This window comes from Amycolatopsis ruanii (assembly GCF_003385175.1).
Classification (GTDB): Bacteria; Actinomycetota; Actinomycetes; order Mycobacteriales; family Pseudonocardiaceae; genus Amycolatopsis_E; species Amycolatopsis_E thermalba.
Genome location: NZ_PQHY01000001.1, coordinates 192097 through 217496, shown reverse-complemented (window position 1 = coordinate 217496; position 25400 = coordinate 192097). Strand labels below are relative to the sequence as shown.

The window sequence follows — 25400 nt, the reverse complement described above, 5'->3', positions numbered from 1 at the left end:
GCCCAGCACCAGGGTGCCGACCGCGGTCAGCCCCGCCCTGCCCCGCCCCGGGACCTCGCCCGCCCTGGGCAGCAGCTCACGCCAGCGCATCCTCGCCTCCCCAGCGGATCCGCAAGTATTGCGTGGAGTGTGGTGGCGGTGGCTCCCGGTGTAAAGGCGGCGCGGATGAACAGCCCGGAACCGTTATGCGCGCGGTGGTGGGCCGGGGGTGAGGGAAACCGGCGGACAATACGGACACCGGCGCGCTAGCGTCAGGGGCGATGGACACCCACCTCGAACCCGCGCTGATCGGCCGCGATCACCCGGTGAGCCTGCTGCGCGCCGAGATCGGGCGGGCGGTGGACAGCCACGGCGGGCTCGTGCTGGTCACCGGCGAGCCCGGGATCGGCAAGACCACCCTGATCACCGGCGCGGCGGACGAGGCGCGCCGGCGCGGGGCGCTCGTCCTCGGCGGCGCCTGCTGGGACTCCGGCAGCGCGCCCGGTTACTGGCCGTGGGTCCAGGTGCTGCGCGGGCTCCGCCGCGCCGCCACCGCCGGCGAGTGGGCCGCGATCGAGCGGGAGGCCGGGGGCGGGCTGGCCGTGCCGCGGGGCGAGGCGGACCCGCGGGAGACGCCCGACGGGTTCCGCCTCTACGACGCCGTCACCAGCGCCCTGGTCACCGCCTCGCACAGCCGCCCGGTCGTCGTCGCCCTGGACGATCTGCACTGGGCCGACACCGCCTCGCTCAAGCTGCTCGAGTTCGCCGCCGGGCACACCTGGTTCGAGCGGCTGCTGCTGCTCGGCACCTACCGCGACGCCGAGGTCGAGGTGGCCGACCACCCGCTGCGCCCGCTGCTGTCCTCGCTGGTCGCCAAGGCCCGCACGATCACGCTCACCGGCCTGGAACCGGAGGAGGTCGGCCACCTGATCGCCCGGACGGTGGGCGAAACCCCGGGCGCGGACGTCGTGGCCGAGGTGCACCGCCGCACCGGCGGCAACCCGTTCTTCGTCGAGCAGGCCGCGCGGCTGTGGCACGGCGGCGGATCGGTCACGGCGATCGCGCCGGGCGTGCGGGACGCGGTGCGCCGCCGCCTGTCGCTGCTGCCCGACCCGGTCGTCGCGCTGCTGACCACCGCCGCGGTGCTCGGCCAGCAGTTCCACCGCCAGGTGCTGGCCGCGGTCGCCGCGATGCCCGCCGCGCCCGCCGACCGGCTGCTCGACCAGGCGGTCGCCGCGCGGCTGGTCACCGTGCGGGGCGGGGGCCGGTTCGCTTTCGCCCACGACCTGGTGCGCGAGACGCTCTACGACTCCCTCGGCGAGGACGAGGTCCGCGAACGCCACGCCGCGGTGGTCACCGCGCTGGCGGGCAACCCCGCCCTGGCCGAGCGGATCCTCCCGGCCGAAGCCGCCCGGCACGCCTACCTCGCCGGCCCGCTGGTGCCGCCGTCGCGCGCGGTGGGCCTGCTCGTCGCCGCCGGACGGGCCGCCTCCGGCCGGATGGCGTTCGAGGAGGCGATCGGGCACTTCCGGCGCGCGGCCGGGATCGCCGACGAGCCGCGGCGTCGCGTGCTCGTGCTGCTGGAGCTCGGCGGCGAGCTGCACCACTCCGACGAGACCGCCGAGGGCTGGGCGGTGTTCGAGGAGGCCACCGCGCTGGCCCGGGCGCTGGGTGACGCGGAGCTGCTGGGCCGCGTCGCCCTGACGGCCTACCGCTGGGGCGAGGACGCGGAGCGCGCGGACCTCAAGGCCGGGCTGATCGCCGAGGCGCACCGCGCGCTGATCGGGCCGGGTGAGACGGAGCGCCCGCTGGAGGACCGGGCGCGGGAGGTGATCGTCCAGCTGGGCATGCTGGCCCGCGAGGACGGCGACGACGAGGCGCTCGGTTTCAGCCTGTCCACGCTGCACGACTCGATCTGGGGCCTGGGCACCGCCGCCGAGCGCGAGGCGCTGATGGCGGAGCTGGCCGAGGTCGCCCACCGCAGCGGCGACACCGAGACCGAGCAGTACGCCACGTCGCTGCGCTGGGTCGCGCTGGTGGAGCTGGGCGATCCGCGGTACTTCGACCAGATGCGGGCGTTCGTCGCGCTCGCCGAGCAGGGCGACTCGCGGCGGATGCAGTTCGGCGCGCGGATCGACCAGAGCATCCTGGCCGCCTTCCAGGGCCGCTTCGCCGACGCCGAGGCCCTGTTCGACTCCGTGGTCACGGCGGAGGAACAGGTGCGGCACAGCCATTTCCTGCCGATGCTGCGCCACCACCGGTGGTCGTTGCTGCTGCAGCAGGGCCGGTTCGACGAGCTCGCCGGGTTCCACGCCTCGCTCGGCCCGGGCGACTACCCGTATCCGGGCCTGCTGGAGGCCACCACCGCGGCGCAGCGCGGCGACGCGGCCCAGGCGGCGAAGTACCTGGCCGAGCTCGGGGAGCGGCCGCCGTTCCCGCGCGCGTACCTGCCGATGTTCCTGCGGCTGCAGGCGCAGACCGCGGCCGCCACCGGCGACGCCGTGATGGCCGCGCGGGCCCGGGAGGCACTGCTGCCCTACGACGGGCAGTGGCTGGTGTCGGTGTTCGGGTTCGAGATCAGCGGGCCGGTCACGTTGTGGCTGGGCAGGCTGGCCGCCGCGGAACGCCACTGGGACGAGGCGCTGGACCGCTACCACGCGGCCGAGCGGTCCGCCGAGGCGATGCGGGCCCGGCCGTGGGTGGTCGAAGCGCGGCTGGCCCGGGCCACCTTGCTGCTGGACCGGGCCGCGCCGGGTGACGACACCGAGGCCGCCGCGCTGCTGGACGCGCTCGCCGCCGAGGCGGCCGAGCTGGGCCTGCGGCACGTGCCCGAACGCGTGCGGCGCCTGCGTGCCCGCGGCGAGCGGCCCGCCGCGACCGGCGAGTTCCGCTTCACCGGCACGACCTGGACGCTCGCGCTGGCCGGCCGCACGCTGCACCTGCCGGACGCGAAGGGCCTGCGGGACCTGCACTTCCTGCTCAGCCACCCGGGCACCGACGTGCCGGCGGTGCGGCTGCTCGACCCGGCCGGCGGCGAGGTCGTGGTGGCCGCGCGCCGCCTGGGCGGGGACGAGGTCCTCGACGACACGGCGAAGGCGGCCTACCGGCGCCGTCTCGCCGTCCTGGACGACGAGATCGACGCGGCGGCCGCCCGCGGCGACGACGACAAGGCCGCCCGGCTCGACACCGAGCGGGCGGCCCTGCTGGCGGAACTGCGCGCCGCCGCCGGTCTCGGCGGGCGCACCCGGCGCCTCGGGGACGAGGCCGAGCGCGCCCGCAAGACCGTCACCGCCCGGATCCGCGACACGCTGCGCCGGCTGGACGGTCGCCACCCCCAGCTCGCCGAGCATCTGCGGGCGACCGTCTCCACCGGCGCGAGCTGCCGCTACGACCCGGGCGAGCCCGGCATCACCTGGCGGCTGTAGCCCGGCTCACTTGCGGTTGTAGAGCCGCATCGTGAGCGTCCCGAACACCGCGAGCAGCGCGCCGCTGGCGATGAACGTCCAGGTGATGTCACTGCCGTCCGGCGCGCCCATCATCAGGCTGCGGACCGCGTCGGACAGGATCGTCACCGGGTTGACGTTGACGAACGCCTGCAGCCAGCCGGGCATGGTGGCCGGGTCGACGAACACACTGGACAGGAACGTCAGCGGGAACAGCACCATCATGCTCACGCTCATCACCGACTTCTCGGTGCGCAGCATCAGCCCGAACATCGTCCAGATCCAGGAGAACGCGAACGAGAACACGATCAGCAGGCCGACCCCGGCGAGCACGCCGCCGACGCCGCCGGCCGGGCGGAACCCGAGGATCAGCCCGACGGCGAGGATGACCGCCGAGGCCATGCTGTAGCGGGCCATGTCCCCGAGCAGCGCGCCCACCAGCGCCGCCGGCCGCCAGATCGGCAGCGTCCGGAACCGGTCGAACACGCCCTTCTCGATGTCGATGTTCACGCCCAGCCCGGTGTACATCGTGATCATCACGACGCTCATCACCAGGATCCCGGGCAGCAGGAACTGCAGGTACTGGGTGGTCGACCCGGCCAGCGCGCCGCCGAACAGGTAGGTGAACATCAGCGTCATCATGATCGGGAACGCGGTGACGTCGAACAGCTGCTCGGGCACGTGCTTGATCTTGAGCATCGCCCGCCAGCCGAACGTCAGCGACGCCGACAGCGCGCTGGGGCGCGGCGGTTGCTCGCCGGCGTCCAGCACGGCGTGCAGGCTTTCGGCGGCCGGGGTGTAGGCCGGGGCCGGGTCGGTCGTGGTGGCGGTCATGCCGCTGCCTCCTGTTCCGCGGGGTGGTCGGTCAGGGCCAGGAACACCTCGTCGAGGCTGGGCTGGCCGAGGGAGAAGTCGTCGACGGTGATGCCGGCCTGCGCCAGGTCGGACAGCGCGCGGGCGGCGTGCTCGGCGGCGCCCAGGCCGGACTCGCCGCCGCCGATCCGCGCGGTCAGCGACACCGGGTCGCCGCCGAGTTCCACGGTGGACGCCAGCGCGCGGGCCATGACCCGCTGGGCCTCGCCGCGCTGGGCGGCGTCGCGCAGGCGGACGTGGATCGAGCCCGCGCCCACCGAGGCCTTCAGCTCGCCGGGGGTGCCCTCGGCGATGACCTTGCCGTGGTCGATGACCGCGATGCGGTTGGCGAGGTGGTCGGCCTCGTCGAGGTACTGGGTGGTCAGCAGGACGGTGGTGCCCTGCGCGACGATGATCCGCACGATGTCCCACACCTGGTTGCGGCTGCGCGGGTCCAGGCCGGTGGTCGGCTCGTCCAGGAACAGCACGTCCGGGGTGCGCAGGATGCTCGCCGCGATGTCGATGCGGCGCCGCATGCCGCCGGAGTAGTTCTTCACCTGCCTGCCGCCCGCGTCGGTCAGCCCGAACGCCTCCAGCAGCTGGTCGGCGCGGCGGCGGGCGGCCGGTTTGCGGTGGCCGAGCAGGCGGCCCAGCAGCACGAGGTTCTCGATGCCGGTCAGGTCCTCGTCGATGGAGGCGTACTGGCCGGTGAGGCTCACCCGCTGCCGCACCGCGTCGGCTTCGCGCAGCACGTCGTGGCCGAACACGCGGGCCTGCCCGCCGTCGGGCCGCAGCAGGGTGGCCAGCATCCGCACCGCGGTGGTCTTGCCCGCGCCGTTGGGTCCGAGCACGCCGTACACGGTGCCGGCGGGCACGGCCAGATCCACGCCGTCCACGGCGCGGGTCTTGCCGAACACCTTGACCAGCCCGGACGTTTCGATCGCCAGATCGCTCATGGTCCTTCCTTCCTTGTCACGCCACGTAGGGGCGGGCCCGGCGGGCGGCGCGCAGCGCGTGGCCCCACCAGACGAGCTGGTCGAGCATCGGGCCGACCGCGTGGCGGACGGCCTCGTCACGCGGGCCGCCGTCGGGCCCGGTGTCGAAGAGGTTGAAGCTGACGGTGTTGCGCAGGGTCACGGTGTGCAGCTCGGTGAAGACCACGCGCAGCTGCTCCACCGCGTACAGGCCGGCGCAGCGGCACCCGTAGGACACGAACGCCACCGGTTTGGCCTGCCATTCGTCGTAGGCGTAGTCGATCGCCTGCTTCAGGGAGGCCGGGAAGCTGCGGTTGTACTCCGGGGTCACGACGACGAACGCGTCGGCGCGGTCGATCTCGGTGGTGAACGCCGTCATCGCCGGGGTCGCCCGGGCCGGGTAGCGGGCGGGGAAGTCGAACTCCGCCAGGTCCACCACCGCCAGGTCGAGGTCGCCGCGCTCGCCGGCCTGGCGGGCGAACCACTGCCCGACCCGCTGACCGGCCCGGCCCTCCCGGGTGCTCCCGATCAGGGTCAGGACCCTCAGGACGTCCTCCATCGTGGCCTCCTCCCGTTCTCGACCGGGAGGCGCTAGATCGCCCGCTGGATCCGATCTAGCGGGCGGGACCGCGGAACCGGACCGGGCCTCGCGGCTGCCAGGTCCCGGTGAAGACGGCGAGCCGTGCCTCGGTGAGCCGGACGGGCATCGGCACGCTGCGTCCCGCTCGTCAGGGACCGGTGCGACCGCGGATTCCGAAGGCAGCGGAAACGATCTCGCGGCGGATACGCTCGCTCGTGTGACGGAGCTGTCCTTCGAGCCGCTGTCGCCGGTCTCGTTCCTGGACCGGGCCGAGGCGGCGCACGGTGACCGGATCGGCGTGGTCGACGGGGAGCGGCGGTTCACCTACGCCGAGCTGGCCGACCGGTGCCGGCGGCTGGCCGGGGTGCTCGCGCCGCTCGCGCGGGGCGGGCCGGTCGCCGTGCTCGCCCCGAACACGCACGTGCTGTTGGAGGCCCACTTCGGCGTGCCGTGGGCCGCGGTGCCGCTGGTCGCGCTCAACACGCGCCTGTCCGCCGGGGAGATCGCCGGGATCCTGGCGCACTGCGAGGCCGCGGTGCTGGTGCACGACCCGGTGTTCGACGAGCTCGTCACCGAGGTGCTCACCCGGCTCGGCCGGCCGGTCGAGGTCGTCCGGGCGGGGGAGGACTACGAGCGGCGGCTGGCCGGCGCCACGCCCCGGGCCGAGGCGCCGCGGGACGAACGCGGGCTGTTGTCGATCAACTACACCTCGGGCACGACCGGTCGCCCGAAAGGCGTGATGTACCACCATCGGGGCGCCTACCTGCAGGCACTGGCGATGGTCGGGCACACCGGCCTGTCCCCGTCCGCGGTGCACCTGTGGACGCTGCCGATGTTCCACTGCAACGGCTGGTGCTTCCCGTGGGCGGTGACCGCGGCCGCGGGCACGCACGTGTGCCTGCCCAAGGTCGAGCCCGCGCGGGTGTGGCGGCTGATCCGCGACGAGGGGGTCACGCACCTCAACGGCGCCCCGACCGTGCTGTCCATGCTCGCCTACGCGCCGGAGGCGGCGCCGGTCGCGCACCCGGTGCGCGTCGCCACCGGGGGTGCCCCGCCGAGCCCGGCGATCCTGCGCCGCATGGGCGAGCTCGGGTTCGACGTCACGCACCTGTACGGACTGACCGAGACGTTCGGGCCGGTCATGATCTGCGACTGGCGCCCGGAGTGGAACGCGCTCGACGCGGCCGCGCAGGCCCGGCTCAAGGCGCGTCAGGGGGTGGGCAACCTGGTGTCCTGCCGGGCGCGGGTCGTCGCGGAGGACGGTTCGGACGTGCCCGCCGACGGCGCCACCACGGGCGAGATCGCGGTGCGTGGCAACAACGTCATGCTCGGCTACCACCGCGATCCGGAGGCCACCCGGCTGGCCGCGCCGGACGGCTGGTTCCGCACCGGCGACCTGGGCGTGATGCACCCGGACGGCTACGTCGAGCTGCGGGACCGCGGCAAGGACGTGATCATCTCCGGCGGCGAGAACATCGCCAGCGTCGAGGTCGAACAGGCGATCGCCGACCACCCGGCCGTGCTGGAGGTCGCCGTGATCGCCGCGCCGGACGACCACTGGGGCGAGGTGCCGGTGGCCTACGTCACGCTGCGGGACGGGGCGTCGGCGACCGCCGGGGACATCACCGAGTTCGTCCGGGGCAGGCTCGCCCGGTTCAAGGCACCCAGGCGGGTGGTGTTCGGCCCGCTGCCCAAGACCTCCACCGGCAAGATCCGGAAGTACGCGCTGCGTGAGCAGGAGTGGGCCGGTCACGAACGACGTATCCGATGAGTAACGGCCCGGGTTAGCGGTCCACCCGCCGGGGTAGCCGATGAGCAACGAACACTAGGCAGGGGTGGGGCACGAATGTTGTGGCTGATGTTGCTGATACCGATCGTGATCCTGGTCTTCACCGTGAGCCTGCAGAAGTTCGAGGCCGTGATGCTGGAGACCGATCCGCTGCGGGACCGCCGCCGCTACCGGTGAGGACGTGAGGCGATGACCACGGTGTTCCTGGTCGACGACCACGAGGTGGTCCGGCGCGGTGTCGGCGACCTCGTGGACGCCGACCCGGAGCTGACCGTGGTGGGCGAGGCCGCGACGGTGACCGAGGCGCTGGCCCGGATCCCGGCGGTCCGGCCGGACGTGGCGGTGCTGGACCTGCGGCTGCCCGACGGCAGCGGCATCGAGCTGTGCCGGGAGCTGCGGTCCCGGATGCCGGGGCTGCACTGCCTGATCCTCACGTCCTACACCGACGAGCAGGCCATGCTGGACGCGATCCTCGCCGGTGCCGGCGGGTACGTCGTGAAGGACGTGCGGGGCATGGAACTGGTGTCCGCGGTGCGCCAGGTCGGGGCCGGGAAGTCGCTGCTGGACAACCGGGCCGCCTCGGCGCTGATGTCCCGCATCCGGGACGAGGCCGCCCCGGCGGGCGCGGTGGCCCGGCTGTCGGAGCAGGAACGCAAGCTGCTCGACCTGATCGGCGAGGGGCTGACCAACCGCGAGATCGCCGAGCGCATGTTCCTGGCCGAGAAGACCGTGAAGAACTACGTGTCGCGGTTGCTGCACAAGCTCGGGATGCAGCGCCGCACCCAGGCGGCCGTGCTGGCCACCAGCCTGCGCCGGGACCTGCCGGGCCGCCGGTAGCGGCGGCCCGGCGCGGGACTCAGCGCACGTTGAAGGTGTCCGGGTCCGGCCCGGTCCGCAGGCCCTTCTCCAGCTTCGCCAGCTCGGCGAGGTCGCTCTCGTCGAGCTCGAAGCCGAACACGTCGAGGTTCTCCTTGATCCGGGACGGCGTGACCGACTTCGGGATCACGACGTTGCCCAGCTGCAGGTGCCAGCGCAGCACGATCTGCGCCGGGGTGCGGCCGTGCTTGTCCGCCAGCGCGGTGATCGTCTGCTCGCCGAGCAGCTCGCCACCCTTGGCCAGCGGGCTCCACGCCTCGGTCACGATGCCGTGCCGGGCGTGGTAGTCGCGCAGCTCGGCCTGCTGCAGGTAGGGGTGCAGCTCGATCTGGTTGACCGCGGGCACGATCCGGCTCTCCTGCGCCAGCCGGTCCAGGTGGTGCGGCTGGAAGTTGGACACGCCGATCGCGCGGATGCGGCTGTCGGAGTAGAGCGCCTCGAACGCGCGCCAGCTGTCGGCGTACCGGTCGGCCTCGGGGACCGGCCAGTGGATCAGGTACAGGTCCAGGTACTCCAGGCCCAGATCGGCCATGCTCTTGTCGAACGCGCGCAGCGTTTCGTCGTAGCCCTGGTCGGCGTTCCACAGCTTGGTGGTGACGAACAGCTCCTCGCGCGCGATGCCGGACTGGGCCAGCGCCTTGCCGACCGCGGCCTCGTTGGCGTAGGCGGTCGCGGTGTCGATGCTGCGGTAGCCGGCCTCCAGTGCCGCGGTGACCGCCTGGGTGGTCTCGTCGGCGGGGACCTGGAAGACCCCGTAGCCCACCTGCGGCATGTGCACGCCGTTGTTCAGTTCGACCGTGGGAATGGCGGTCATGTCTTTCCTTTCGCTGTCGTTCATCGGTGGACGGCCGGGATCTCCGGCTGCGTCCGGGTGGCCGGGCGCCGGTCGAGCGCGCCGGAGACCAGCGCGACGCCGAGCCCGGCGGCGGCCAGCACCGCGCCGATCCAGTTCGGGGCGGTGTAGCCGAGGCCGTGGCCGATCGCGAGCCCGCCCAGCCAGGCGCCGCCCGCGTTGCCGAGGTTGAAGGCCGCGATGTTCGCGGCCGACGCCAGTGCCGGCGCGTCCCCGGCCTTGGCCATGACGCGGGCCTGCAGCGGCGGCACGGTCGCGAAGCCGGCGGCGCCGAACAACGCGATCGTGACCGCGGCGGGTAGCTGCGCGTGCGCGGTGAAGACGAACGCGACGAGCACCACGGCCAGCGCGGCCAGGATGACGTACAGGCTCGGCATCAGCGCGCGGTCGGCGGCCTTGCCCCCGAGCAGGTTGCCCACCACCAGGCCCCCGCCAAACAGCACGAGGAGCCAGGTCACCGCGCCGGGGGAGAAGCCGGCGACGTCGGTCATCATCGGGGCGATGTAGGTGAAGGAGGCGAACACCCCGCCGAAGCCGAGCGCGGTCATCGCCAGCACGAGCCACACCTGCGGCCGCCGGAACACGGCGACCTCGCTGCGCAGGGTCTGGCCCTCGGTGACGGGCTGACGGGGCACGAGCGCGACGACGCCCACCAGGGCGATCACGCCGAGGCCGGCCACCGCCCAGAACGTCGAGCGCCAGCCGAACTGCTGGCCCAGCGCGGTGCCGCCGGGCACGCCGAGCACGTTGGCGACGGTCAGGCCGGTGAACATGATCGCGATGGCGCTCGCCTGGCGGGACTTCGGCACGAGCGAGGCGGCGACGACCGAGCCGACGCCGAAGAACGCGCCGTGCGAGAGGGCGGCGACCACGCGGCCGGTCATGAGCAGACCGTATCCGGGGGCGATCGCGGAGACGACGTTGCCCGCGATGAACAACACCATCAGGCCGGTCAGGACGGTCTTGCGCGGCACTTTCGAGCCGAGCGCGGTGAGCAGGGGCGCGCCGACCACGACGCCGAGGGCGTAACCGGAGATCAGGAGCCCGGCCGTGGGTACCGAGACGCCGAGGTCGGTGGCGACCTCGGGCAGCAGGCCCATGATCACGAACTCCGTCGTGCCGATGCCGAAGGCGGCGATGGCCAGCGCGATGAGGGCGACAGGCATGTGATTCCTCGAGTCTTGGAGAGCTTCCGTCAACTACCCGCGCGGAGACGTTACCGGCTTTGGCAATAGTTGCACACGCGGGTTATTGCCAACGGCGGCTACACTAGCAGGCAAGGACTCAGCGGGTAGGCTGGGAAGCCCGGCGGAAGAGGTGAAACGTGTCACTGCCCGACGACGCGGTCGAAGCCCGCGCACACGGCTGGCGGACCCTGGCGGCGCTGCACGCGCGGATCGAGGACCGGCTGGAGCGCGCGCTGCAGCGGGAGCACGAGCTGTCCGTGAGCGAGTACACGGTGCTGGAGGTGCTGTCCCGCCAGGACGGCTTCCACCTGCGCATGAACCAGCTCTCCAGCGCGGTGGTGCTGAGCCAGTCCGCGACGACGCGCCTGGTGAGCCGGCTGGAGGACCGGGGGCTGCTGCAGCGGTACCTGTGCCCGACCGACCGGCGGGGGATCTACACCGAGGTGACGGCCGCGGGGCGCGAGCTGCTGGACGCCGCGCGCCCGACGCACGACCGCGCGCTGACGGAGGCCCTGGCGGCGGCGGAGGAGCTGCCGGAGCTGGCGCCGCTGGTGACCGCGTTGCAGGGGCTGGAGGTCCCGGCGCCCGCGCGCGCCTGACCGGTTGCGCGATCCCACGCTCAGCCGCGCGAGTCCCACGCTACGGCGCGCGAGTCCCACGCTCCGGTGCGCGAGTGCCACGTTCGGGCGCGTGAGTGCCACGTTCGGGCGCGTGAGTGCCACGTTCGGCGAGGCGGGTGCCACCGTCCGGCGGGCGAATCCCCGTTCGCGGGGCGAGCCCGCCGCTCCGAGGCGTGAGGCGCGCCGTCGGGCGCGGTGTGCCGCGCGCTGCAGGTGCTCGGCCTCGCCCCGGCCGAGAAGGCCGACACCCGCCCCGCGCCGGCCGACCCGTCGCTGCGGGGCCGCTGACCGGCACCCCGGAATGCCCGGCTCCGGCGTTGTGGAGCGAATCCCCGGCGCGGCCTGAGCCGGGGCGCAAGGTTTGCGTGACGTGGGAAGGGCGCTGGTGCGGTCCGGGGCCCGAAGTGAAGGTGGGTCCCGCCACCCCACGTCAGCGAACGGGGACCGTCATGACCATCACCACGCGGCCGGCCTGTGCCACTCCGACGACCGCATCCAGAAGGGCGACGCGCAGATGCGCTTCCCGTGGTCGGCGGCCACGAGGGCGCCGGGGTGGTCGAGGCCGTCGGCGCGGACGTGGCTGTGCTCGGACTACGCGCGCCTGATCACCGGCTGCGACCTCGTGGTCGACGGCGGCGCCCGGGCGAAGAACTTCGCCTGCCACCCGGCCCCGGCGGGGGAGCTGGCCGGCCCGGCGCCGCTGATCCCGCTGGAGCCGGATCGGGGATGAGCGCAAGATAGGAGAAGCGCGCCCGGGCGATCCGGTCATAGGGTGCGGTCATGACGAAACAGATGATCTTCGTGAACCTGCCCGTGTCCGACCTGGACCGGGCCAAGAAGTTCTGGACCGACCTGGGCTACGAGTTCAACCCGCAGTTCACCGACGAGAACGCGGCCTGCCTGGTGTTCAGCGACGCGATCTACGTGATGCTGCTGAGAAACGAGTTCTTCGGCACCTTCACCGACAAGCAGATCATCGACACCGCCAAGTCCACCGAGGTGCTGCTCGCCCTGTCGGCGGAGAGCCGGGAGGCGGTCGACGCGCTGGTGGACAAGGCGGTCGCGGCCGGGGGCCGGGAGACCCGCGACCCGATGGACTACGGGCAGATGTACCAGCGCGTCTTCGAGGACCCGGACGGGCACAACTGGGAGATCATGTGGATGGACCCGGCCGCCGTGCGGGGCTGACCCCGGGCGTATAACGACCTATACGGCGCGGCGTTGAACGATCCTGCGTTGCTCCACGCCGCGCCGGGCGGAAGGGAACCCCGCGGCCCGCTAGGGCGTGTCCTCAAAGCGGTCGAATCGGGTGGCGGTGCAGCGCCACTGTTTGACCTGGTTGAAGCTGCGTCGTCTGACAGGACCAGCAGAATCCCCCAACCCACCCGCGATCCTCGCCGGACACTGCCTAGGCCTCGCCTTTCGGGCGGGCCCGGACGTGCACCCGCTCGCCCTGCGGGCCGAACAGGCTGAGGATCTCGGCCGGCTCCGGGCCGGGGTTGCCGAACCAGTGCGGGGTCCGCGTGTCGAACTCCGCCGCCTCCCCGGGGGTGAGGAGCACGTCGTGCGTGCCGAGCGCCAGCCGCAGCCGGCCGGAGAGCACGTACAGCCATTCGTAACCCTCGTGCACCTTCTGGTCCGGTTCGCGCGAGGGCTTGCCGGGCGGGTAGATCATCTTGAACGCCTGCAGCCCGCCCGGCCGCCGGGTCAGCGGCAGGATCGTCACCCCGGACCGCACCACCGGCTTGGCGTGCACCCGCGGATCCCCGGTGTCCGGCGCGCCGACCAGCTCGTCGAGGGTCACCTGGTGGACCCGCGCCAGCGGCAGCAGCAGCTCCAGCGTCGGCCGCCGACCGCCGGACTCCAGCCGGGACAGCGTGCTCACCGAGATCCCGGTCGCCTCCGCCAGCTGGGCCAGCGTGACCCGGCGCTGCCTGCGCAGCGCCCGCAGCCGCGGCCCGACCGCGCCGAAGACCTCCCCGTCGCTCATCCCGCCATCCTGCCGCAGCGGAAAACGGACCCGGGCACGACGCGCCCGCGCCGGGAACCCCGGTAACGGTGGTCGCCGCACCGGCGACTCCGACAGCATCGCCCCCGCGGAAGGGAAGGCGCGCCATGTGCGGAATCGTGGGGTACCTGGGCCGGCGGCCCGCGTTGCCGATCCTGCTGGAGGGCCTGCGGCGGCTGGAGTACCGCGGCTACGACTCCGCCGGCGTCGCGCTCGCCCGCGACGGCAGGCTGCTGGTGCGCAAGGCCGCGGTGCGCGTCGCGGAACTGACCCGGCTCACCGCGAACCTGGCCGGCAGCACCACCGGCATCGCCCACACCCGCTGGGCCACCCACGGCCCCGCGACGGCCACCAACGCCCACCCGCACACCGACACGGGACGGCGGATCGCGGTGGTGCACAACGGGATCATCGAGAACGCCACCGAGCTGCGCGCGACGCTGAGCGCGTGCGGGGTGCGGCTGGTGTCCGACACCGACAGCGAGGTCCTCGCCCACCTGATCGCCGCCGCGGCCGCGCGCGGCGGCACGCTCACCGAGGCGGTGCGCGCCGCGCGGGCCGACGTCGAGGGCACCTACGGCCTGCTGGTGCTCGACGCCGAGCGGCCGGACGTCCTGGTCGCCGCCCGGCACGGCAGCCCGCTCGTGCTCGGCCTGGGCGACCGCGAGATGTTCGTGGCCTCCGACCTGGCCGCGCTCGTCCGGCACACCCAGCAGGTCATCTACCTCGAGGACGGCGAGCTGGCCACGATCCGCGCCGACGGCTACGTGACCTCCAGCGGCGCCGACCGGCCACCCACGGTGGTGGAGGACGCGCCCGGCGACTACGAGCTGGGCGGGTACCCCGACTTCATGGCCAAGGAGATCGCCGAGCAGCCCGAGGCCGCCCAGCGGGTGCTGCGCGGGCGGCTCGACGAGCGGCTGGGCACCGCGCGGCTGGACGGGCTGCGGCTCACCGCGCGGGAGCTGCGCGGCATCCGCCGGGTGAAGTTCCTCGGCTGCGGATCGGCCTACTACGCCGGGCAGATCGGCGCCGGCCTCGTCGAGGAGCTGGCCCGCGTGCCCGCCGACGCCGAACCGGCGGCCGAGTTCCGCTACCGCAACCCGGTCGTCGACCCGGACTGCCTCTACATCGCGGTCAGCCAGTCCGGCGAGACCGCCGACACCCTCGCCACGGTGGAGGAGCTGCGGCGCAAGGGCGGGCACGTGGCCGGTGCGGTCAACGTGGTCGGGTCGGCGATCGCGCGGGAGTGCGACAGCGGGGTGTTCCTGCACGCCGGGCCGGAGATCTCGGTGGCCTCGACGAAGGCGTTCACGAACATGACGCTGACGTTCGCGTTGCTGGCGCTGACGCTGGGCCGGGTCCGGGACCTGTCGCCGGCCGAGGGCAGGCGGATCGCGCGCGCCCTGGCGGAGCTGCCGGAGCGGATCGGGCAGGTGCTCGCGGAGTCCGACCGGATCGCGTCGCTGGCCGGCCGCGTCGGCGACGCCGAGCACGTGTTCTTCCTCGGCCGGGTGCGTGGCTGGCCGGTCGCGCGGGAGGGCGCCCAGAAGCTCAAGGAGATCTCCTACGTGCACGCCGAGGCCTGCCAGTCCTCGGAACTCGAGCACGGTCCGCTCGCGCTGGTCGATCCCGCCCTGCCGAGCGTCGTGCTGATCCCGGACGACGAGCTGGCCGCGAAGAACCTCGGCACGATCGAGCAGATCCGGGCGCGCGGTGGCCCGGTCGTCGCGGTCACCACCACCGGACTGGCGGTGCCGGGCGCCGAGGAGGTGGTCCGGGTTCCCTCCGCCGGACCGGAGCTCGACCCCGTTCTGCTGACGATCCCGCTGCAGCTGCTGGCCTACCACACCGCGCGCAAGCTCGGCCGCGACATCGACAGGCCACGCAACCTCGCGAAGAGCGTCATGGTGGAGTAGTTGTTCTAGTGCTAGAGTAACTGCGTGGCGCCTGCACTGACCCCGGCCGAGCTGACCCTGCTCGGCCTCCTCGTGGAGAAACCCCGGCACGGCTACGAGCTGGACGAGGTCATCACCGCGCGCGGCATGCGGGAGTGGACCGAGATCGGGTTCAGCTCGATCTACTACCTCCTGGGCCGGCTCCGCGACCGCGGGCTGATCACCGAGGTCGCGACCGGCGGCACCGGACGGGCCAGGGCGCGCAAGGTGTTCGGGGCGACCGACCGGGGGCGGGAGGTGTGCGCGGCGGAGGCGGAAGCGGCCATCGCGCGGCCGCGGCCGGTGTTCCCGCCGGTCCTGGTCGGCCTGGCCAGCCAGCCGCTCATCCCGCCGGACCGGCTGCGCGAGGCACTGGCCGCCCGCGCCGCCGCGCTGGACGAACGCGTGGAGGCCGTCCGCCGTGCCGCCGAGGCCCAGCCGGACGCGCCCGCGTTCGTGCGGGCGATCTTCGACTTTTCGCTGCACCAGCTCGCCGCCGAGCAGCGGTGGCTGAGCGGCTACCGCGCCACCCTGGAAGGGGACCGCTGACCATGCCCGCCTACGACCCGAAACGGGCGCTGAAAACGCTCTACGCGCCGAAGAACACCGACTGGGCTCTCGTCGACGTGCCCGCGCAGCGGTTCGTCGCCATCGACGGCAGCGGCGACCCCAACACGTCCACGGAGTACGCGCGGGCCGTCGAGGCGCTCTACGCGGTGGCCTACACGATCAAGTTCGCCGTCCGCCGCGCCGGGGGCGAGGACTTCGTCGTGGGCCCGCTGGAGGGGCTGTGGTGGGCCGAGGACTACGGCGTCTTCACGCGGCGGGAGAAGGACTCCTGGCACTGGACGATGCTGATCGGCCAGCCGCCGTGGGTGGACGAGCAGCTGGCCGGCGAGGCGCGGCAGGCCGCGCTGGCGAAGAAGAAGCTGCCCGCGATCGCCGGGGTCCGCTTCCACACGCTGCACGAGGGACGCTGCGCCCAGGTGCTGCACGTCGGTCCGTACGACGCGGAAGGCCCGGTGCTGGCGCGGTTGGGCGACTACCTGGCCGCGCAGGGGTTGCGGCATTCCGGCCTGCACCACGAGATCTACCTCGGCGACCCGCGCCGGGCCGCTCCGGACAAGCTCCGCACGGTCCTGCGCCAGCCCGTCGAACCCCTCGGCTGAGGGAGCCGCCAGGCCGAGGCCTTCGAACGCGACCCGTCCGGCGCCGTAGGCCGCGCGGACGCCGGGCGCCCGGCGCTGGACCGGCGCCGGCGGCGTGGCGGGCCGTCCCGCCCCGCGACCCGGCCGGGCGCAGCGCGGAACTGGCCGCCCACCGCCGCCGGGCCGGTCAGAGCGCGGCCAGTTCCGGTTCCAAGTCATCCAGCCCGAGCGTCCCCACCGACAGCGCCGCCATGTGCCACGCCTTCAGCTCGAACGCCGGGTTGCGTGCCCGGGCCGCCGCGCGGCCGGCCAGCCACGCGCGCTCGCCCAGCTTGTAGCTGATCGCCTGGCCCGGGACGCCCAGGTAGCGCACGATCTCGCTGTCCAGGAACGCCGATTCGCGCGTGGTGTGGGCGCCGAAGAACGCCCGGCCGGTCTCCGCGGTCCAGCGCAGGCCCGCCCCGAGCCCGGCCTCCTCCGGCACCGGCAGCCCCAGGTGCATGCCGATGTCCACGATCACCCGGATCACCCGCATCATCTGCGAATCGAGATACCCCAGGCGGGCGGCCGGGTCGTCGAGGTAGCCCAGCTCGTCCATCAGCCGCTCCGCGTAGAGCGCCCAGCCCTCGGTGGTCGCGCTCACCGCACCGGCGCTGGTCTGGAACAGCGACAACCGGCCGGACAGCGTGGTCCAGTGGCCGAACTGCAGGTGGTGTCCCGGTACGGACTCGTGGTACCAGGTGCTGATCAACGTCCACAGTGGAAACCGCGTCTGGCCCAGCGTCGGCAGCCAGGTGCGGCCGGGCCGGGAGAAGTCCCGTGCGGGACGCGTGTAGTACGGCGCCGCCGCGCTGCCGGGCGGGGCCAGGCGCGTCTCCAGCACCCGCACCGGCGGCGCCAGGTCGAAGTGCGTGCCGTCGAGGTCGTCCATCGCCCGCTCGGTCAGCTCCGCCAGCCAGCCGCGGACCTCCTCCGCACCCTCCACGGCCGGGCCCTCGCGGTCCAGGTACGCCATGGCCTCCAGCACCGGGGCGCCGGGCAGCACGCGGCCGGCCTCCTCGCGCACCTGCGCGGCCAGGGCGCGGTACTCCGCCCACGCCCACTCGGTGATCTCGGCCAGGTCGAGGTGCGCGCCGGTCCACTGGCGGGCGTGCAGCAGGTACCGGTCCTCACCGACGCCGTCCGGCGTCCCGGCGGCGTGCGGCAGGTACTCGCCGGCCAGGAAGTCACGCAGCCCGGTCAGCGCGTCCTGCGCGGCGGCGCCGGCCCGGTCCAGATCGGCGCGCAGCGCGGGCGGCACGTCTGCCGCCGCGGTGAAGCCGGTGAACCAGTCCTCCCACGCGTCGAGCTGGGCGATCGCCGTTGCGGCCTGCCGGGGCGCGGCGAGCAGGCCGCGCCGCACACCCTCGCGCAGCGACGAGACGTACCCGGCCAGGGCACCGGGCACCCGCATCATCCGGCGGGCGATCACCGCCCAGTCCTCGGCGGTGGCCGTGGGCATCATCAGGAACGTGTTCCGCAGGCTCTGCAACGGGCCGAGGATGTTGCGGACCATCCGCAGGTGCTCACCGGCGGCGCTGAGCGCCAGCCCGGTGTCCAGCCGCTCCCGCAGCAGCCGCGCGCAGCGGCGCTCGTCGTCGCCCGACGGCTCCAGGCCGTGCAGCCGGGTCAGCGTCGCGGCCGCCAGCTCGTCCCGCTCCCGCTGGCCGTCGGGGGAGAGGTCGGTGAGCCGGTCCTCCCCGGGCGCGACGCCCAGCATGGTGCCCAGCTGGGGGTCGGCGGCGCACAGCCGCGCCACGTGGGAGTCCGCGAGATCACGTACGGCGGTGGTGGGGTCGGGCATCGTCGGAGTCTAGATCTAGGCTCGAAGGTGCACGGCACGCACGCGGAAACGGGGACAGTGTGACATCAGCGCAGGCCCACGACTTCACCTCGCTCTACCGGCACGGGTTCGTGCGGGTGGCCTCCGCGGTCCCGGAGGTCCGGGTCGCGGATCCGGAGTTCAACTGCGACGCCCATCTGGCGCTGGCCCGCCGCGCGGCCGGGGACGGCGTCGCCATCACTTTGTTCCCCGAGCTGGGCTTCTCCGCCTACACGGCGGACGACCTGTTCCACCAGAACGCGCTGCAGGGCGCGGTGGACGACGCCGTGGCGCGGTTCGTGCAGGAGTCGGCGGACCTGCCGGGCGTGTTCGCGATCGGCGCGCCGCAGCGGTTCGAGGGGCGGCTGTTCAACTGCGGCATCGTGGTGCACCGCGGCCGGGTGCTGGGCGTGGTGCCCAAGAGCTACCTGCCGGGCTACCGCGAGTTCTACGAGAAGCGGCAGTTCGTGGCGGCCCGGGACGCGGTGTCGGAGCGGGTGCGGGTGGCCGGGCAGGACGCGCCGATCGGCAGCGATCTGCTGTTCGCCGCGCCGAACGTGCCGGGCCTGGTGTTCCACGTCGAGGTCTGCGAGGACGGCTGGGTGCCGGTGACGCCGAGCGGGTTCGGCGCGCTGGCCGGGGCGACGGTGCTGCTGAACCTGTCGGCGAGCAACATCGTCATCGGCAAGGCCGGCTACCGGCGCGAGCTGTGCACCAACCATTCGGCCCGCTACATCGCCGCCTACCTGTACTCCGCGGCCGGGCCGGGCGAGTCCACCACGGACCTGGCGTGGGACGGGCAGGCGGTGATCGCGGAGAACGGGTCGCTGCTGGCCGAGGGCGAGCGGTTCGAGTCGAACCAGCTGGTGACCGCCGACGTCGACCTGGAGCGGCTGGCCGCCGACCGGCTGCGCATGACCAGCTTCAACGACAACGCGCACGACCACCGGGAGCGGCTCAAGTCCTTCCGGCGCGTGGACTTCGAGCTGGAGCTGCCGCCGGGGCTGGTGCGGTTGCGGCGGGAGATCCAGCGGTTCCCCTACGTGCCGGCGAACACCGCGGACCGCAACGAGCGCTGCCGCGAGGTCCACCACATCCAGGTGCAGGGGCTGACGCAGCGGCTCGCGGCGACCGGCATCGAGAAGGTCGTCATCGGCGTGTCCGGTGGCCTCGACTCGACCCAGGCGCTGATCATCGCCGCGCAGAGCATGGACAAGCTCGGGCTGCCGCGGGAGAACGTGCTGGCCTACACGATGCCCGGGTTCGCGACCAGCACCCACACGCTGACCAACGCGCACAAGCTGATGAAGGCGCTGGGCACGTCCGCGCACGAGATCGACATCCGGCCCTCGGCGAAGCAGATGCTGGCCGACATCGGGCACCCGGCCGCCGACGGTTCGCCGGTGTACGACGTGACGTTCGAGAACGTGCAGGCGGGGGAGCGGACCTCGCACCTGTTCCGGCTGGCCAACCACCACAACGCGCTCGTGGTCGGCACCGGTGACCTGAGCGAGCAGGCGCTGGGCTGGGCGACCTACGGGGTGGGCGACCAGATGTCGCACTACAACGTCAACGCCTCGGTGCCCAAGACGCTGATCCGGTACCTGATCGCGTGGGAGGTGGCGACCGAGCAGCTGGGCGAGGGCGCCGACGAGGTGCTGCGGTCGATCCTGGCCACGGAGATCTCGCCGGAGCTGGTGCCGGGGGAGGGCCCGGACTCCGGCCCGGCGCAGAGCTCGGAGGCGAAGGTCGGGCCGTACGAGCTGCAGGACTTCCACCTGTACTACCTGCTGCGGTTCGGCTACCGGCCCAGCCGCATCGCCTACCTGGCGCAGCACGCGTGGGGCGACGTGCACGCCGGGCGGTGGCCGGACCTGGTGCCGGAGTCCGAGCGCAACAGCTACGACCTGCCGACGATCAAGAAGTGGTTGCGCGAGTTCCTGTGGCGGTTCATCCAGACCAGCCAGTTCAAGCGCTCCGCGATGCCCAACGCGCCGAAGGTCGGGTCCGGCGGTTCGCTGTCCCCGCGCGGCGACTGGCGCGCCCCGAGCGACGCGAGCGCGCGGGCGTGGCTCGACGAGCTGGAGGCGAACGTTCCCGGCTAGCCGGCGCGCCCGGCGAACCAGGCCAGGACGAGCCCGCCGGAGTTGAGCGCCAGGTGCACCAGCGCGGGGGCGAGCACGCCGCGGCCGGTGTAGCGGAGCGCGCAGAGGACGACCCCGGCGACCGCGGCCACGCGCATCGCCAGCGCGGACAGCACCGGCAGGGGCAGCGCGCCCACGGCCGCGTCGACGCCGGCGTTGCGCCGCAGGGCCAGCGACGGCAGCAGGTGCCACAGCCCGAACAACGCGGACGCGCCCAGGACGGGCCGCCAGCGCCAGCGTTCGCCGCCGCCCAGGAGCGCGGGCAGCACGCCGCGGAAGGCGACCTCTTCGAGGAGCACGGTGCCCAGCGGGATGCGCACCAGCGCCAGCCACACCAGCTCGGCGGGTGGGTGCTGCCCGACCCGGCCGTCCTGGAACAGCGGCCGCAGCGCGGGCACGGCGAGCGCGACGCCGAACCCGGCCGCGACGACCAGGCAGCCGAGCCCACCGGCGATCGCCGGGCGGCGCCAGTGCCGCAGGCCCATCTCGGCGAAGCGGCGGCCGGTCAGCCGCGCGAGTCCGATGAGGACAGCGGCCGTCACCACCCCGCAGAGCGGATAGGCCCAGCCGGGCAGCACGCGGTTCGCGAGCGTGGTGGCCGCGGCCAGGACCGCGATGGCGCCGAGAACGGCGGCCCGGCCGGACAGTCTGGGGGCGGTGCCGATCTCGCGCATCCACCCCAGTGTGCGGGAGGGCGTGGCCGGGGGCCACTTGCTCGGTGCGGGGCGGTTGGTCCGTGGAGCGTCCGGGCTCGGGACACCAGCGGCTCCTGGCGCCGCTCGCTCCCGCTCCCGCACGCGCCCCGGGTATCCGGCTTCGTACCAGGGGAACAACGCCCCTTTACCTGCGGCCGTTCGGGGGTCACCCTTGAGCTGGGTGGTGGAAGGACTCGGGAGATGTGCGGCGGAGCCGGGGCGGTGCGTGCGGGCCGGGAGGCGGGCCGATGATGACCGCTGCCGAATCGTGGCCCGTCCGGCTCTGGCGGCTGCTCCACCCGGGCGGCCCGCTGGTGCGCCCGTGGGACCGCTGGGAGGCCCGCCTCACCGTGCTGGCGATCCTGCTGGCGGTGGTCGCCGTGCCGGTGGCCGGGGTGCTCGTCTCCGACGTCTACGCCCGCCACGCCGATCTGGCCCGGGCGCAGCAGGCCGACCGGACCCAGGTGACCGCGCTGGTGCTGGCCGACGCCGGCACGTTCGTGGCCGGCGGGCCCGCCGTGCAGGTGGCGGAGGTCCCGGCCCGGTGGCGGCTGCCGGACGGCACCGACCGCACGGGACCGGTCACCGTCCCGGCCGGCACCGACCAGGGAGCCCGGGTGCCGATCTGGGTGGACGGCGCGGGGGAGCCGGTGCCGCCGCCGCTGTCGACGTTCAACGCGATGAGCATCGCGCTCAGCATCGGCCTGCTCGCGTGGCTCGGCGTGGTGCTGGTGCTGACGCTCGTCGTGCTCGCGGTGCACGTCGCGCTAGACCGGGTCCGCGCGGCCGCGTGGGAGCGCGAATGGGAATCGCTCGGCCAGGGAAGGAGTGGACGATGAACGACCTGGAGAGCCGGCGCGCCGCCCGGGAGGCGACGAGGTCCGCGGCGTCCCGCACGGGCCGGCACACGACCGAGGAGATGGCGGAGGCGGCGATGCGGCGCTACTTCGCCGAGAAAGCCTTCCAGGAGCGCGTCGAGCAGGAACGACGGCAGCACCAGAAGACTGTATAACGACCTATACGGCGCGGGTTCTGTAAAAATCCGCGCCGGAGGTCACCCTACTGTCCTTCCTCCGATTTTCTGGCAAGGACGGGGCATCAGGGGACCAGCACCGCGGCGCCCGTGACGCGGCCGGCCGCCAGGTCGGCCAGCGCCTGGTCGGCCTGGTCGAGGGCGTAGGCGGTGGTGACGATCCGCAGGTGGTGCTCGCCGGCGAAGCCGAGGAACTCCCGCGCGTCGCGGCGCGTGTTGGCGGTGACGCTGCGCAGGGTGCGTTCCTGGAAGAGGTGGTCCTGGTAGGTCAGCGGCGGGATGCCGGTCAGGTGGATGCCGGCGACGGCGAGGGTGCCGCCGCGGTCCAGCGCCGCCAGCGCGGCGGGCACGAGGTCGCCGGTGGGAGCGAACAGGATGGCCGCGTCGAGGGGTTCCGGCGGCGGGTCCTCGGTGGCGCCGGCGGAGGTCGCGCCGAGGTCGAGGGCCAGTTGCCGGGCCTGGGCGCTGCGGGTCATGACGTGCACGGTGGCCCCTTCGGCGAGCGCGACCTGGGTGGCCAGGTGGGCGCTGGCGCCGAAGCCGTAGACGCCGAGGCGGCCGCCGCGGGGCAGGTCGGCGCGGCGCAGGGCGCGGTATCCGATGATGCCGGCGCACAGCAGCGGGGCGAGCTCGGTGGCCGAGTAGCCGCCGGGGAGCCGGTGGGCGTAGGCGGCGGGGACGGTGGTGAAGCGGGCGTAGCCGCCGTCGGCGTCCCAGCCGGTGTAGCGGGAGTCCGGGCAGAGGTTCTCGGCGCCGCGGCGGCAGTAGGCGCACGCGCCGCAGGTGCCGCGGAGCCAGGCGGCGCCGACCCGGTCGCCGGCCGCGAAGCCGGTGACGTGCGTGCCGAGGGCCGCGACCTCGCCGACGGCCTCGTGCCCGGGCACCACCCCGGCACGGTGCACCGGCAGATCCCCCTCGACGACGTGCAGATCGGTGCGGCACACCCCGCACGCGAGCACGCGCAGCAGCAGCTCGCCGTCGCCGACGTCGGGGACCGCCTCGTTGCGGAGTTCGAACTCGCGGGTGCCGGGAGGCCCGGGGCGGACCACTCGCCAGGCGTGCATGATCCCAGCCTTACCGGCCCCGAGACGGCCGGTAAGGGCCGAAGGACCCTGGGCGCCGCCTAGGTGACCGGGGCGGACCAGGTCAGCCGGGTGCCGCCGCTGTCCAGGGCGGTCACCGTGCACCGCCCGCCGGCCTGGGTGGCGCGTTCGGTGAGGTTGCGCAGCCCGCTGCGGGCCACCTTCCCGGGGATGCCGGTGCCGTTGTCGACGACGTCGATGACCAGGTCGTCGTCGACCGAGACGGTGATCGCCAGGGTGCTCGCGCGGGCGTGGCGCACCGCGTTGGACAGGGCCTCCCGCAGCACGGCCTCGGCGTGTTCGGCCAGATCGCTGCCGACGACGCCGATCGGGCCGGACATGCGGACCGTGGTGCGCAGGCCGGTGTCGCCGGTGACCTCGGCGATGATCTCGTTGAGCCGCTTGCGCAGCTGGGTGGTGCCCTGCAGGCCGCCGTGCAGGTCGAAGATCGCGGTGCGGATCTCGGCGACGATGTTCTGCACGTCGTCGATCATGTCGGCCAGCCGCCGCTGGATCTCCGGGTTGCGCGTGCGCATGTGGGTGCTCTGCAGCGCCAGCCCATGGGCGAACAGCCGCTGGATGACGTGGTCGTGCAGGTCGCGGGCGATGCGGTCGCGGTCGGAGACGACCTTGAGCTCGTTGAGGGAACGCTGGTCCTCGGCCAGTTGCAGGGCGAGCGCGGCCTGGTCGGCGAACGCGGCGGCCAGCGGCAGCTGGGTGCTGTCGAACGGGTCCTGCCCGGCCTTGCGCAGGGTGACGAGCACGCCGGAGACGTAGTCGCGGGACGCGCGCAGCGGCAGGACCAGGGCGGGCCCGAACTCGTGGCTCAGGTCGAAGGTGAGGTTCTCCACGCGGCGGGGCTGGGCGTCGGTGTAGGCCGCGCCGCAGCTGGAGCCCCGGAGGGGGATCTCGCGGCCGATCAGCGGGTCGGAGTCGAGACCCGCCGACACGGTGACCGTCAGGTGGGTGACGTCGGCGGGTGGCACGTCGGGGTCGTCGGGCTGGGCGATGAACGCGTAGTCGGCGCCGGCGAGGGCGAGCGCGCGGTTGGCGATCAGGGAGAGCACGTCGGTGGGGTCGGCGGCGGCGAGCAGTTCGGCGCGGATCTCGCTGGTGGCTTCCTGCCAGCGCTGCCGCAGCTGGGCTTCCTCGTAGAGGCGGGCGTTTTCCACGGCGATGCCGGCCGCGGCGGCCAGTGCCTGCACGACGACTTCGTCGTCCTCGGTGAACGGCTGGCCGTTGTTCTTTTCGGTGAGGTAGAGGTTTCCGAAGACGTCGTTGCGCACCCGCACCGGAACGCCGAGGAAGGTGCGCATGGGTGGGTGGTGCGGCGGGAAACCGTAGGAGGCGAGGTGCTGGGACAGATCGTCGAGGCGAATCGGTTTCGGTTGCTGGATGAGCAGGCCGAGCAGGCCGTGCCCGGTGGGCAGTTCGCCGATCTCGCGGCGGGTGGCCTCGTCGATGCCTTCGTAGACGAACTCGGCGAGTCCCTCGCGGTCCTGGTTGAGCACACCCAGTGCGCCGTAACGGCAATCGACGAGGTTGATGGCGGCGTGCACGATCCGCCGCAGGGTCGCGTCGAGCTCGAGACCGCCGGCGACCGCGAGCATCGCCTCGAGCAGCCCGTCCATCTGGTCGCGGGACTGCAGCAGTTGCTCGATGCGGTCCTGCACTTCCCGGAGCAGTTCGCGCAATCGCAGCTGGGACAGCGTTTCGCGTAACCCGGCGACGGGTTGGGCCTCGTCGAAGTCGTCGGTCCCGGGCATACCAGCCAGACTCGCATGTCACCTCGGCGAACACCAGTCAAAACCCACCGTCGACAAGGGGCGTAACGGCAGGCGGTGATGACCCGCTACGCCGGGGACGGTTAACCGGAGCCGTGGCGGGGCATGTGTGCGGTATGGCGGTTGAAGACTCGTTGCCCACCCTGCGCCGGCTGGCGGACCTGGCGGAGCTGCTGATCCCCGGCGCCGTGGTGTACGTGCGGTACTCGCCGGGGCCGGAGGCCGACGCGGAGCACCCGAGCACCGATCACGAGAGCGGGCTGGAGATGCCCGGGGTGTCGGTGAACCCGCTGAACGCGCCGGGCTGGTGGTCGTTGCCGGTGGAGGACTGGCTGGCGCGGCGGATCGTGCAGTACGCGCACCAGCAGGCGGAGGGTGCGCGGCCGTGGGTGCTGACCGGCAAGGAGGTCGACTTCGGGCCGGACAACGAGCCGTTGCTGGTGGACGTCGAGCCGATCGCGTGGATCTCGGACGAGCTGGTGCGGGAGGCGCACGAGCGGTACCACTCCCGGTTGGACGCGGGGCGGGCGACGCACGAAGATTGATCGCGCGGGG

23 protein-coding genes are annotated in these 25400 nt (G+C 73.4%); 13 read left to right on the top strand and 10 right to left on the bottom strand.

From position 1 onward, the window contains the following. Positions 1–260: 260 nt before the first annotated feature. Positions 261–3404 (top strand): ATP-binding protein, encoded by a 3144-nt coding sequence (locus D0D28_RS01130; protein WP_116109325.1) that lies wholly within the window; start codon positions 261–263, stop codon positions 3402–3404. 6 nt (positions 3405–3410) lie between these two features. Here the strand turns inward: D0D28_RS01130 and D0D28_RS01125 are convergent, their stop codons facing one another. The 3 genes from D0D28_RS01125 to D0D28_RS01115 are packed head-to-tail and all read right to left on the bottom strand — an operon-like array spanning position 3411 to position 5807. Beyond that, a complete protein-coding gene (locus tag D0D28_RS01125) occupies positions 3411–4256 on the bottom strand; it encodes an ABC transporter permease (RefSeq protein ID WP_094003075.1) in 846 nt (281 codons plus the stop codon). Next, complete coding sequence (locus D0D28_RS01120) at positions 4253–5230, bottom strand: ATP-binding cassette domain-containing protein (protein WP_094003074.1); 978 nt, start codon at positions 5228–5230, stop codon at positions 4253–4255. The genes D0D28_RS01125 and D0D28_RS01120 overlap by 4 nt, the downstream gene beginning before the upstream one ends. 16 nt (positions 5231–5246) lie before the next feature. After that, positions 5247–5807: an NADPH-dependent FMN reductase gene (locus D0D28_RS01115; protein WP_094003073.1), complete on the bottom strand. Its 561-nt coding sequence runs from the start codon at positions 5805–5807 to the stop codon at positions 5247–5249. Positions 5808–6045: 238 nt separating this feature from the next. Between D0D28_RS01115 and D0D28_RS01110 the strand changes: the two genes are divergently transcribed. Continuing rightward, positions 6046–7599, top strand: coding sequence for an AMP-binding protein (locus D0D28_RS01110; RefSeq protein WP_116109322.1), 1554 nt, complete (start codon positions 6046–6048; stop codon positions 7597–7599). A 207-nt stretch (positions 7600–7806) separates the two neighbouring features. Next, positions 7807–8454, top strand: coding sequence for a response regulator (locus D0D28_RS01105; protein WP_116109320.1), 648 nt, complete (start codon positions 7807–7809; stop codon positions 8452–8454). A 19-nt stretch (positions 8455–8473) separates the two neighbouring features. On the opposite strand, the gene D0D28_RS01100 is transcribed toward D0D28_RS01105, so the two are convergent. Continuing rightward, positions 8474–9307 carry an aldo/keto reductase gene (locus D0D28_RS01100; protein WP_094003070.1) on the bottom strand — a complete coding sequence of 278 codons (834 nt, stop codon included), beginning with the start codon at positions 9305–9307 and terminating at the stop codon, positions 8474–8476. A gap of 20 nt (positions 9308–9327) precedes the next feature. Continuing rightward, complete coding sequence (locus D0D28_RS01095; RefSeq protein ID WP_116109317.1) at positions 9328–10512, bottom strand: MFS transporter; 1185 nt, start codon at positions 10510–10512, stop codon at positions 9328–9330. Between the two features lie 158 nt (positions 10513–10670). Here D0D28_RS01095 and D0D28_RS01090 point away from each other — a divergent pair, with 158 nt between their 5' ends. The 3 genes from D0D28_RS01090 (at position 10671) to D0D28_RS01075 (ending at position 12341) form a co-directional block, all read left to right on the top strand. Beyond that, positions 10671–11132, top strand: coding sequence for a MarR family winged helix-turn-helix transcriptional regulator (locus tag D0D28_RS01090; protein WP_094003068.1), 462 nt, complete (start codon positions 10671–10673; stop codon positions 11130–11132). A 535-nt stretch (positions 11133–11667) separates the two neighbouring features. Next, entirely contained in the window at positions 11668–11883 is a 216-nt protein-coding gene (locus D0D28_RS37545) for a hypothetical protein (protein WP_429727771.1), read from the top strand. Positions 11884–11933: 50 nt separating this feature from the next. Beyond that, positions 11934–12341 (top strand): VOC family protein, encoded by a 408-nt coding sequence (locus tag D0D28_RS01075; protein WP_116109315.1) that lies wholly within the window; start codon positions 11934–11936, stop codon positions 12339–12341. A 220-nt stretch (positions 12342–12561) separates the two neighbouring features. On the opposite strand, the gene D0D28_RS01070 is transcribed toward D0D28_RS01075, so the two are convergent. After that, positions 12562–13143, bottom strand: a complete 582-nt coding sequence (locus D0D28_RS01070) for a helix-turn-helix domain-containing protein (RefSeq protein WP_116109312.1) — start codon at positions 13141–13143, stop codon at positions 12562–12564. Between the two features lie 125 nt (positions 13144–13268). Between D0D28_RS01070 and glmS the strand changes: the two genes are divergently transcribed. The 3 genes from glmS to D0D28_RS01055 are packed head-to-tail and all read left to right on the top strand — an operon-like array spanning position 13269 to position 16267. Beyond that, positions 13269–15080 carry a glutamine--fructose-6-phosphate transaminase (isomerizing) gene (glmS, locus tag D0D28_RS01065; RefSeq protein ID WP_116109310.1) on the top strand — a complete coding sequence of 604 codons (1812 nt, stop codon included), beginning with the start codon at positions 13269–13271 and terminating at the stop codon, positions 15078–15080. Positions 15081–15104: 24 nt separating this feature from the next. Then, positions 15105–15647, top strand: coding sequence for a PadR family transcriptional regulator (locus D0D28_RS01060; RefSeq protein WP_240323031.1), 543 nt, complete (start codon positions 15105–15107; stop codon positions 15645–15647). Between the two features lie 2 nt (positions 15648–15649). Next, a complete protein-coding gene (locus tag D0D28_RS01055; RefSeq protein WP_116109308.1) occupies positions 15650–16267 on the top strand; it encodes a GyrI-like domain-containing protein in 618 nt (205 codons plus the stop codon). Between the two features lie 166 nt (positions 16268–16433). Here the strand turns inward: D0D28_RS01055 and D0D28_RS01050 are convergent, their stop codons facing one another. Next, entirely contained in the window at positions 16434–18089 is a 1656-nt protein-coding gene (locus tag D0D28_RS01050) for a DUF885 domain-containing protein (protein WP_116109305.1), read from the bottom strand. Between the two features lie 59 nt (positions 18090–18148). Here D0D28_RS01050 and D0D28_RS01045 point away from each other — a divergent pair, with 59 nt between their 5' ends. Then, a complete protein-coding gene (locus D0D28_RS01045; protein WP_116109302.1) occupies positions 18149–20212 on the top strand; it encodes an NAD(+) synthase in 2064 nt (687 codons plus the stop codon). Here D0D28_RS01045 and D0D28_RS01040 read toward each other — a convergent pair. Then, positions 20209–20925, bottom strand: a complete 717-nt coding sequence (locus D0D28_RS01040) for a CPBP family intramembrane glutamic endopeptidase (protein ID WP_116109299.1) — start codon at positions 20923–20925, stop codon at positions 20209–20211. The two genes, D0D28_RS01045 and D0D28_RS01040, sit on opposite strands and share 4 nt — an antisense overlap. Positions 20926–21194: 269 nt before the next feature. Here D0D28_RS01040 and D0D28_RS01035 point away from each other — a divergent pair, with 269 nt between their 5' ends. Both D0D28_RS01035 and D0D28_RS35975 read left to right on the top strand, forming a co-directional pair. Then, the gene (locus tag D0D28_RS01035) at positions 21195–21785 is read left to right on the top strand and encodes an Rv1733c family protein (protein ID WP_094003061.1); all 591 of its coding nucleotides are present in this window, start codon (positions 21195–21197) and stop codon (positions 21783–21785) included. Further along, positions 21782–21958, top strand: a complete 177-nt coding sequence (locus D0D28_RS35975) for a hypothetical protein (protein WP_205413156.1) — start codon at positions 21782–21784, stop codon at positions 21956–21958. The genes D0D28_RS01035 and D0D28_RS35975 overlap by 4 nt, the downstream gene beginning before the upstream one ends. 86 nt (positions 21959–22044) lie before the next feature. Here D0D28_RS35975 and D0D28_RS01030 read toward each other — a convergent pair whose 3' ends face one another. Then, positions 22045–23043 (bottom strand): zinc-binding alcohol dehydrogenase family protein, encoded by a 999-nt coding sequence (locus tag D0D28_RS01030; protein WP_162830949.1) that lies wholly within the window; start codon positions 23041–23043, stop codon positions 22045–22047. Positions 23044–23102: 59 nt separating this feature from the next. Next, entirely contained in the window at positions 23103–24827 is a 1725-nt protein-coding gene (locus D0D28_RS01025; RefSeq protein WP_198958098.1) for a GAF domain-containing sensor histidine kinase, read from the bottom strand. A 134-nt stretch (positions 24828–24961) separates the two neighbouring features. Here D0D28_RS01025 and D0D28_RS01020 point away from each other — a divergent pair, with 134 nt between their 5' ends. Next, on the top strand, positions 24962–25390 hold the full coding sequence (locus tag D0D28_RS01020; RefSeq protein ID WP_094003059.1) for a DUF6098 family protein: 429 nt from the start codon (positions 24962–24964) through the stop codon (positions 25388–25390). The last annotated feature ends 10 nt before the right edge of the window (positions 25391–25400 follow it).

Excerpts from the sequence above, each read along its gene's own strand:
- D0D28_RS01130 (WP_116109325.1), top strand. The coding sequence starts at position 261 with ATGGACACCCACCTCGAACCCGCGCTGATCGGCCGCGATCACCCGGTG.
- D0D28_RS01125 (WP_094003075.1), bottom strand. The coding sequence starts at position 4,256 with ATGACCGCCACCACGACCGACCCGGCCCCGGCCTACACCCCGGCCGCC.
- D0D28_RS01120 (WP_094003074.1), bottom strand. The coding sequence starts at position 5,230 with ATGAGCGATCTGGCGATCGAAACGTCCGGGCTGGTCAAGGTGTTCGGC.
- D0D28_RS01115 (WP_094003073.1), bottom strand. The coding sequence starts at position 5,807 with ATGGAGGACGTCCTGAGGGTCCTGACCCTGATCGGGAGCACCCGGGAG.
- D0D28_RS01105 (WP_116109320.1), top strand. The coding sequence starts at position 7,807 with ATGACCACGGTGTTCCTGGTCGACGACCACGAGGTGGTCCGGCGCGGT.
- D0D28_RS01100 (WP_094003070.1), bottom strand. The coding sequence starts at position 9,307 with ATGACCGCCATTCCCACGGTCGAACTGAACAACGGCGTGCACATGCCG.
- D0D28_RS01095 (WP_116109317.1), bottom strand. The coding sequence starts at position 10,512 with ATGCCTGTCGCCCTCATCGCGCTGGCCATCGCCGCCTTCGGCATCGGC.
- D0D28_RS37545 (WP_429727771.1), top strand. The coding sequence starts at position 11,668 with ATGCGCTTCCCGTGGTCGGCGGCCACGAGGGCGCCGGGGTGGTCGAGG.
- D0D28_RS01075 (WP_116109315.1), top strand. The coding sequence starts at position 11,934 with ATGACGAAACAGATGATCTTCGTGAACCTGCCCGTGTCCGACCTGGAC.
- D0D28_RS01070 (WP_116109312.1), bottom strand. The coding sequence starts at position 13,143 with ATGAGCGACGGGGAGGTCTTCGGCGCGGTCGGGCCGCGGCTGCGGGCG.
- glmS (WP_116109310.1), top strand. The coding sequence starts at position 13,269 with ATGTGCGGAATCGTGGGGTACCTGGGCCGGCGGCCCGCGTTGCCGATC.
- D0D28_RS01055 (WP_116109308.1), top strand. The coding sequence starts at position 15,650 with ATGCCCGCCTACGACCCGAAACGGGCGCTGAAAACGCTCTACGCGCCG.
- D0D28_RS01050 (WP_116109305.1), bottom strand. The coding sequence starts at position 18,089 with ATGCCCGACCCCACCACCGCCGTACGTGATCTCGCGGACTCCCACGTG.
- D0D28_RS01040 (WP_116109299.1), bottom strand. The coding sequence starts at position 20,925 with ATGCGCGAGATCGGCACCGCCCCCAGACTGTCCGGCCGGGCCGCCGTT.
- D0D28_RS01035 (WP_094003061.1), top strand. The coding sequence starts at position 21,195 with ATGATGACCGCTGCCGAATCGTGGCCCGTCCGGCTCTGGCGGCTGCTC.
- D0D28_RS35975 (WP_205413156.1), top strand. The coding sequence starts at position 21,782 with ATGAACGACCTGGAGAGCCGGCGCGCCGCCCGGGAGGCGACGAGGTCC.
- D0D28_RS01030 (WP_162830949.1), bottom strand. The coding sequence starts at position 23,043 with ATGCACGCCTGGCGAGTGGTCCGCCCCGGGCCTCCCGGCACCCGCGAG.
- D0D28_RS01025 (WP_198958098.1), bottom strand. The coding sequence starts at position 24,827 with ATGCCCGGGACCGACGACTTCGACGAGGCCCAACCCGTCGCCGGGTTA.
- D0D28_RS01020 (WP_094003059.1), top strand. The coding sequence starts at position 24,962 with ATGGCGGTTGAAGACTCGTTGCCCACCCTGCGCCGGCTGGCGGACCTG.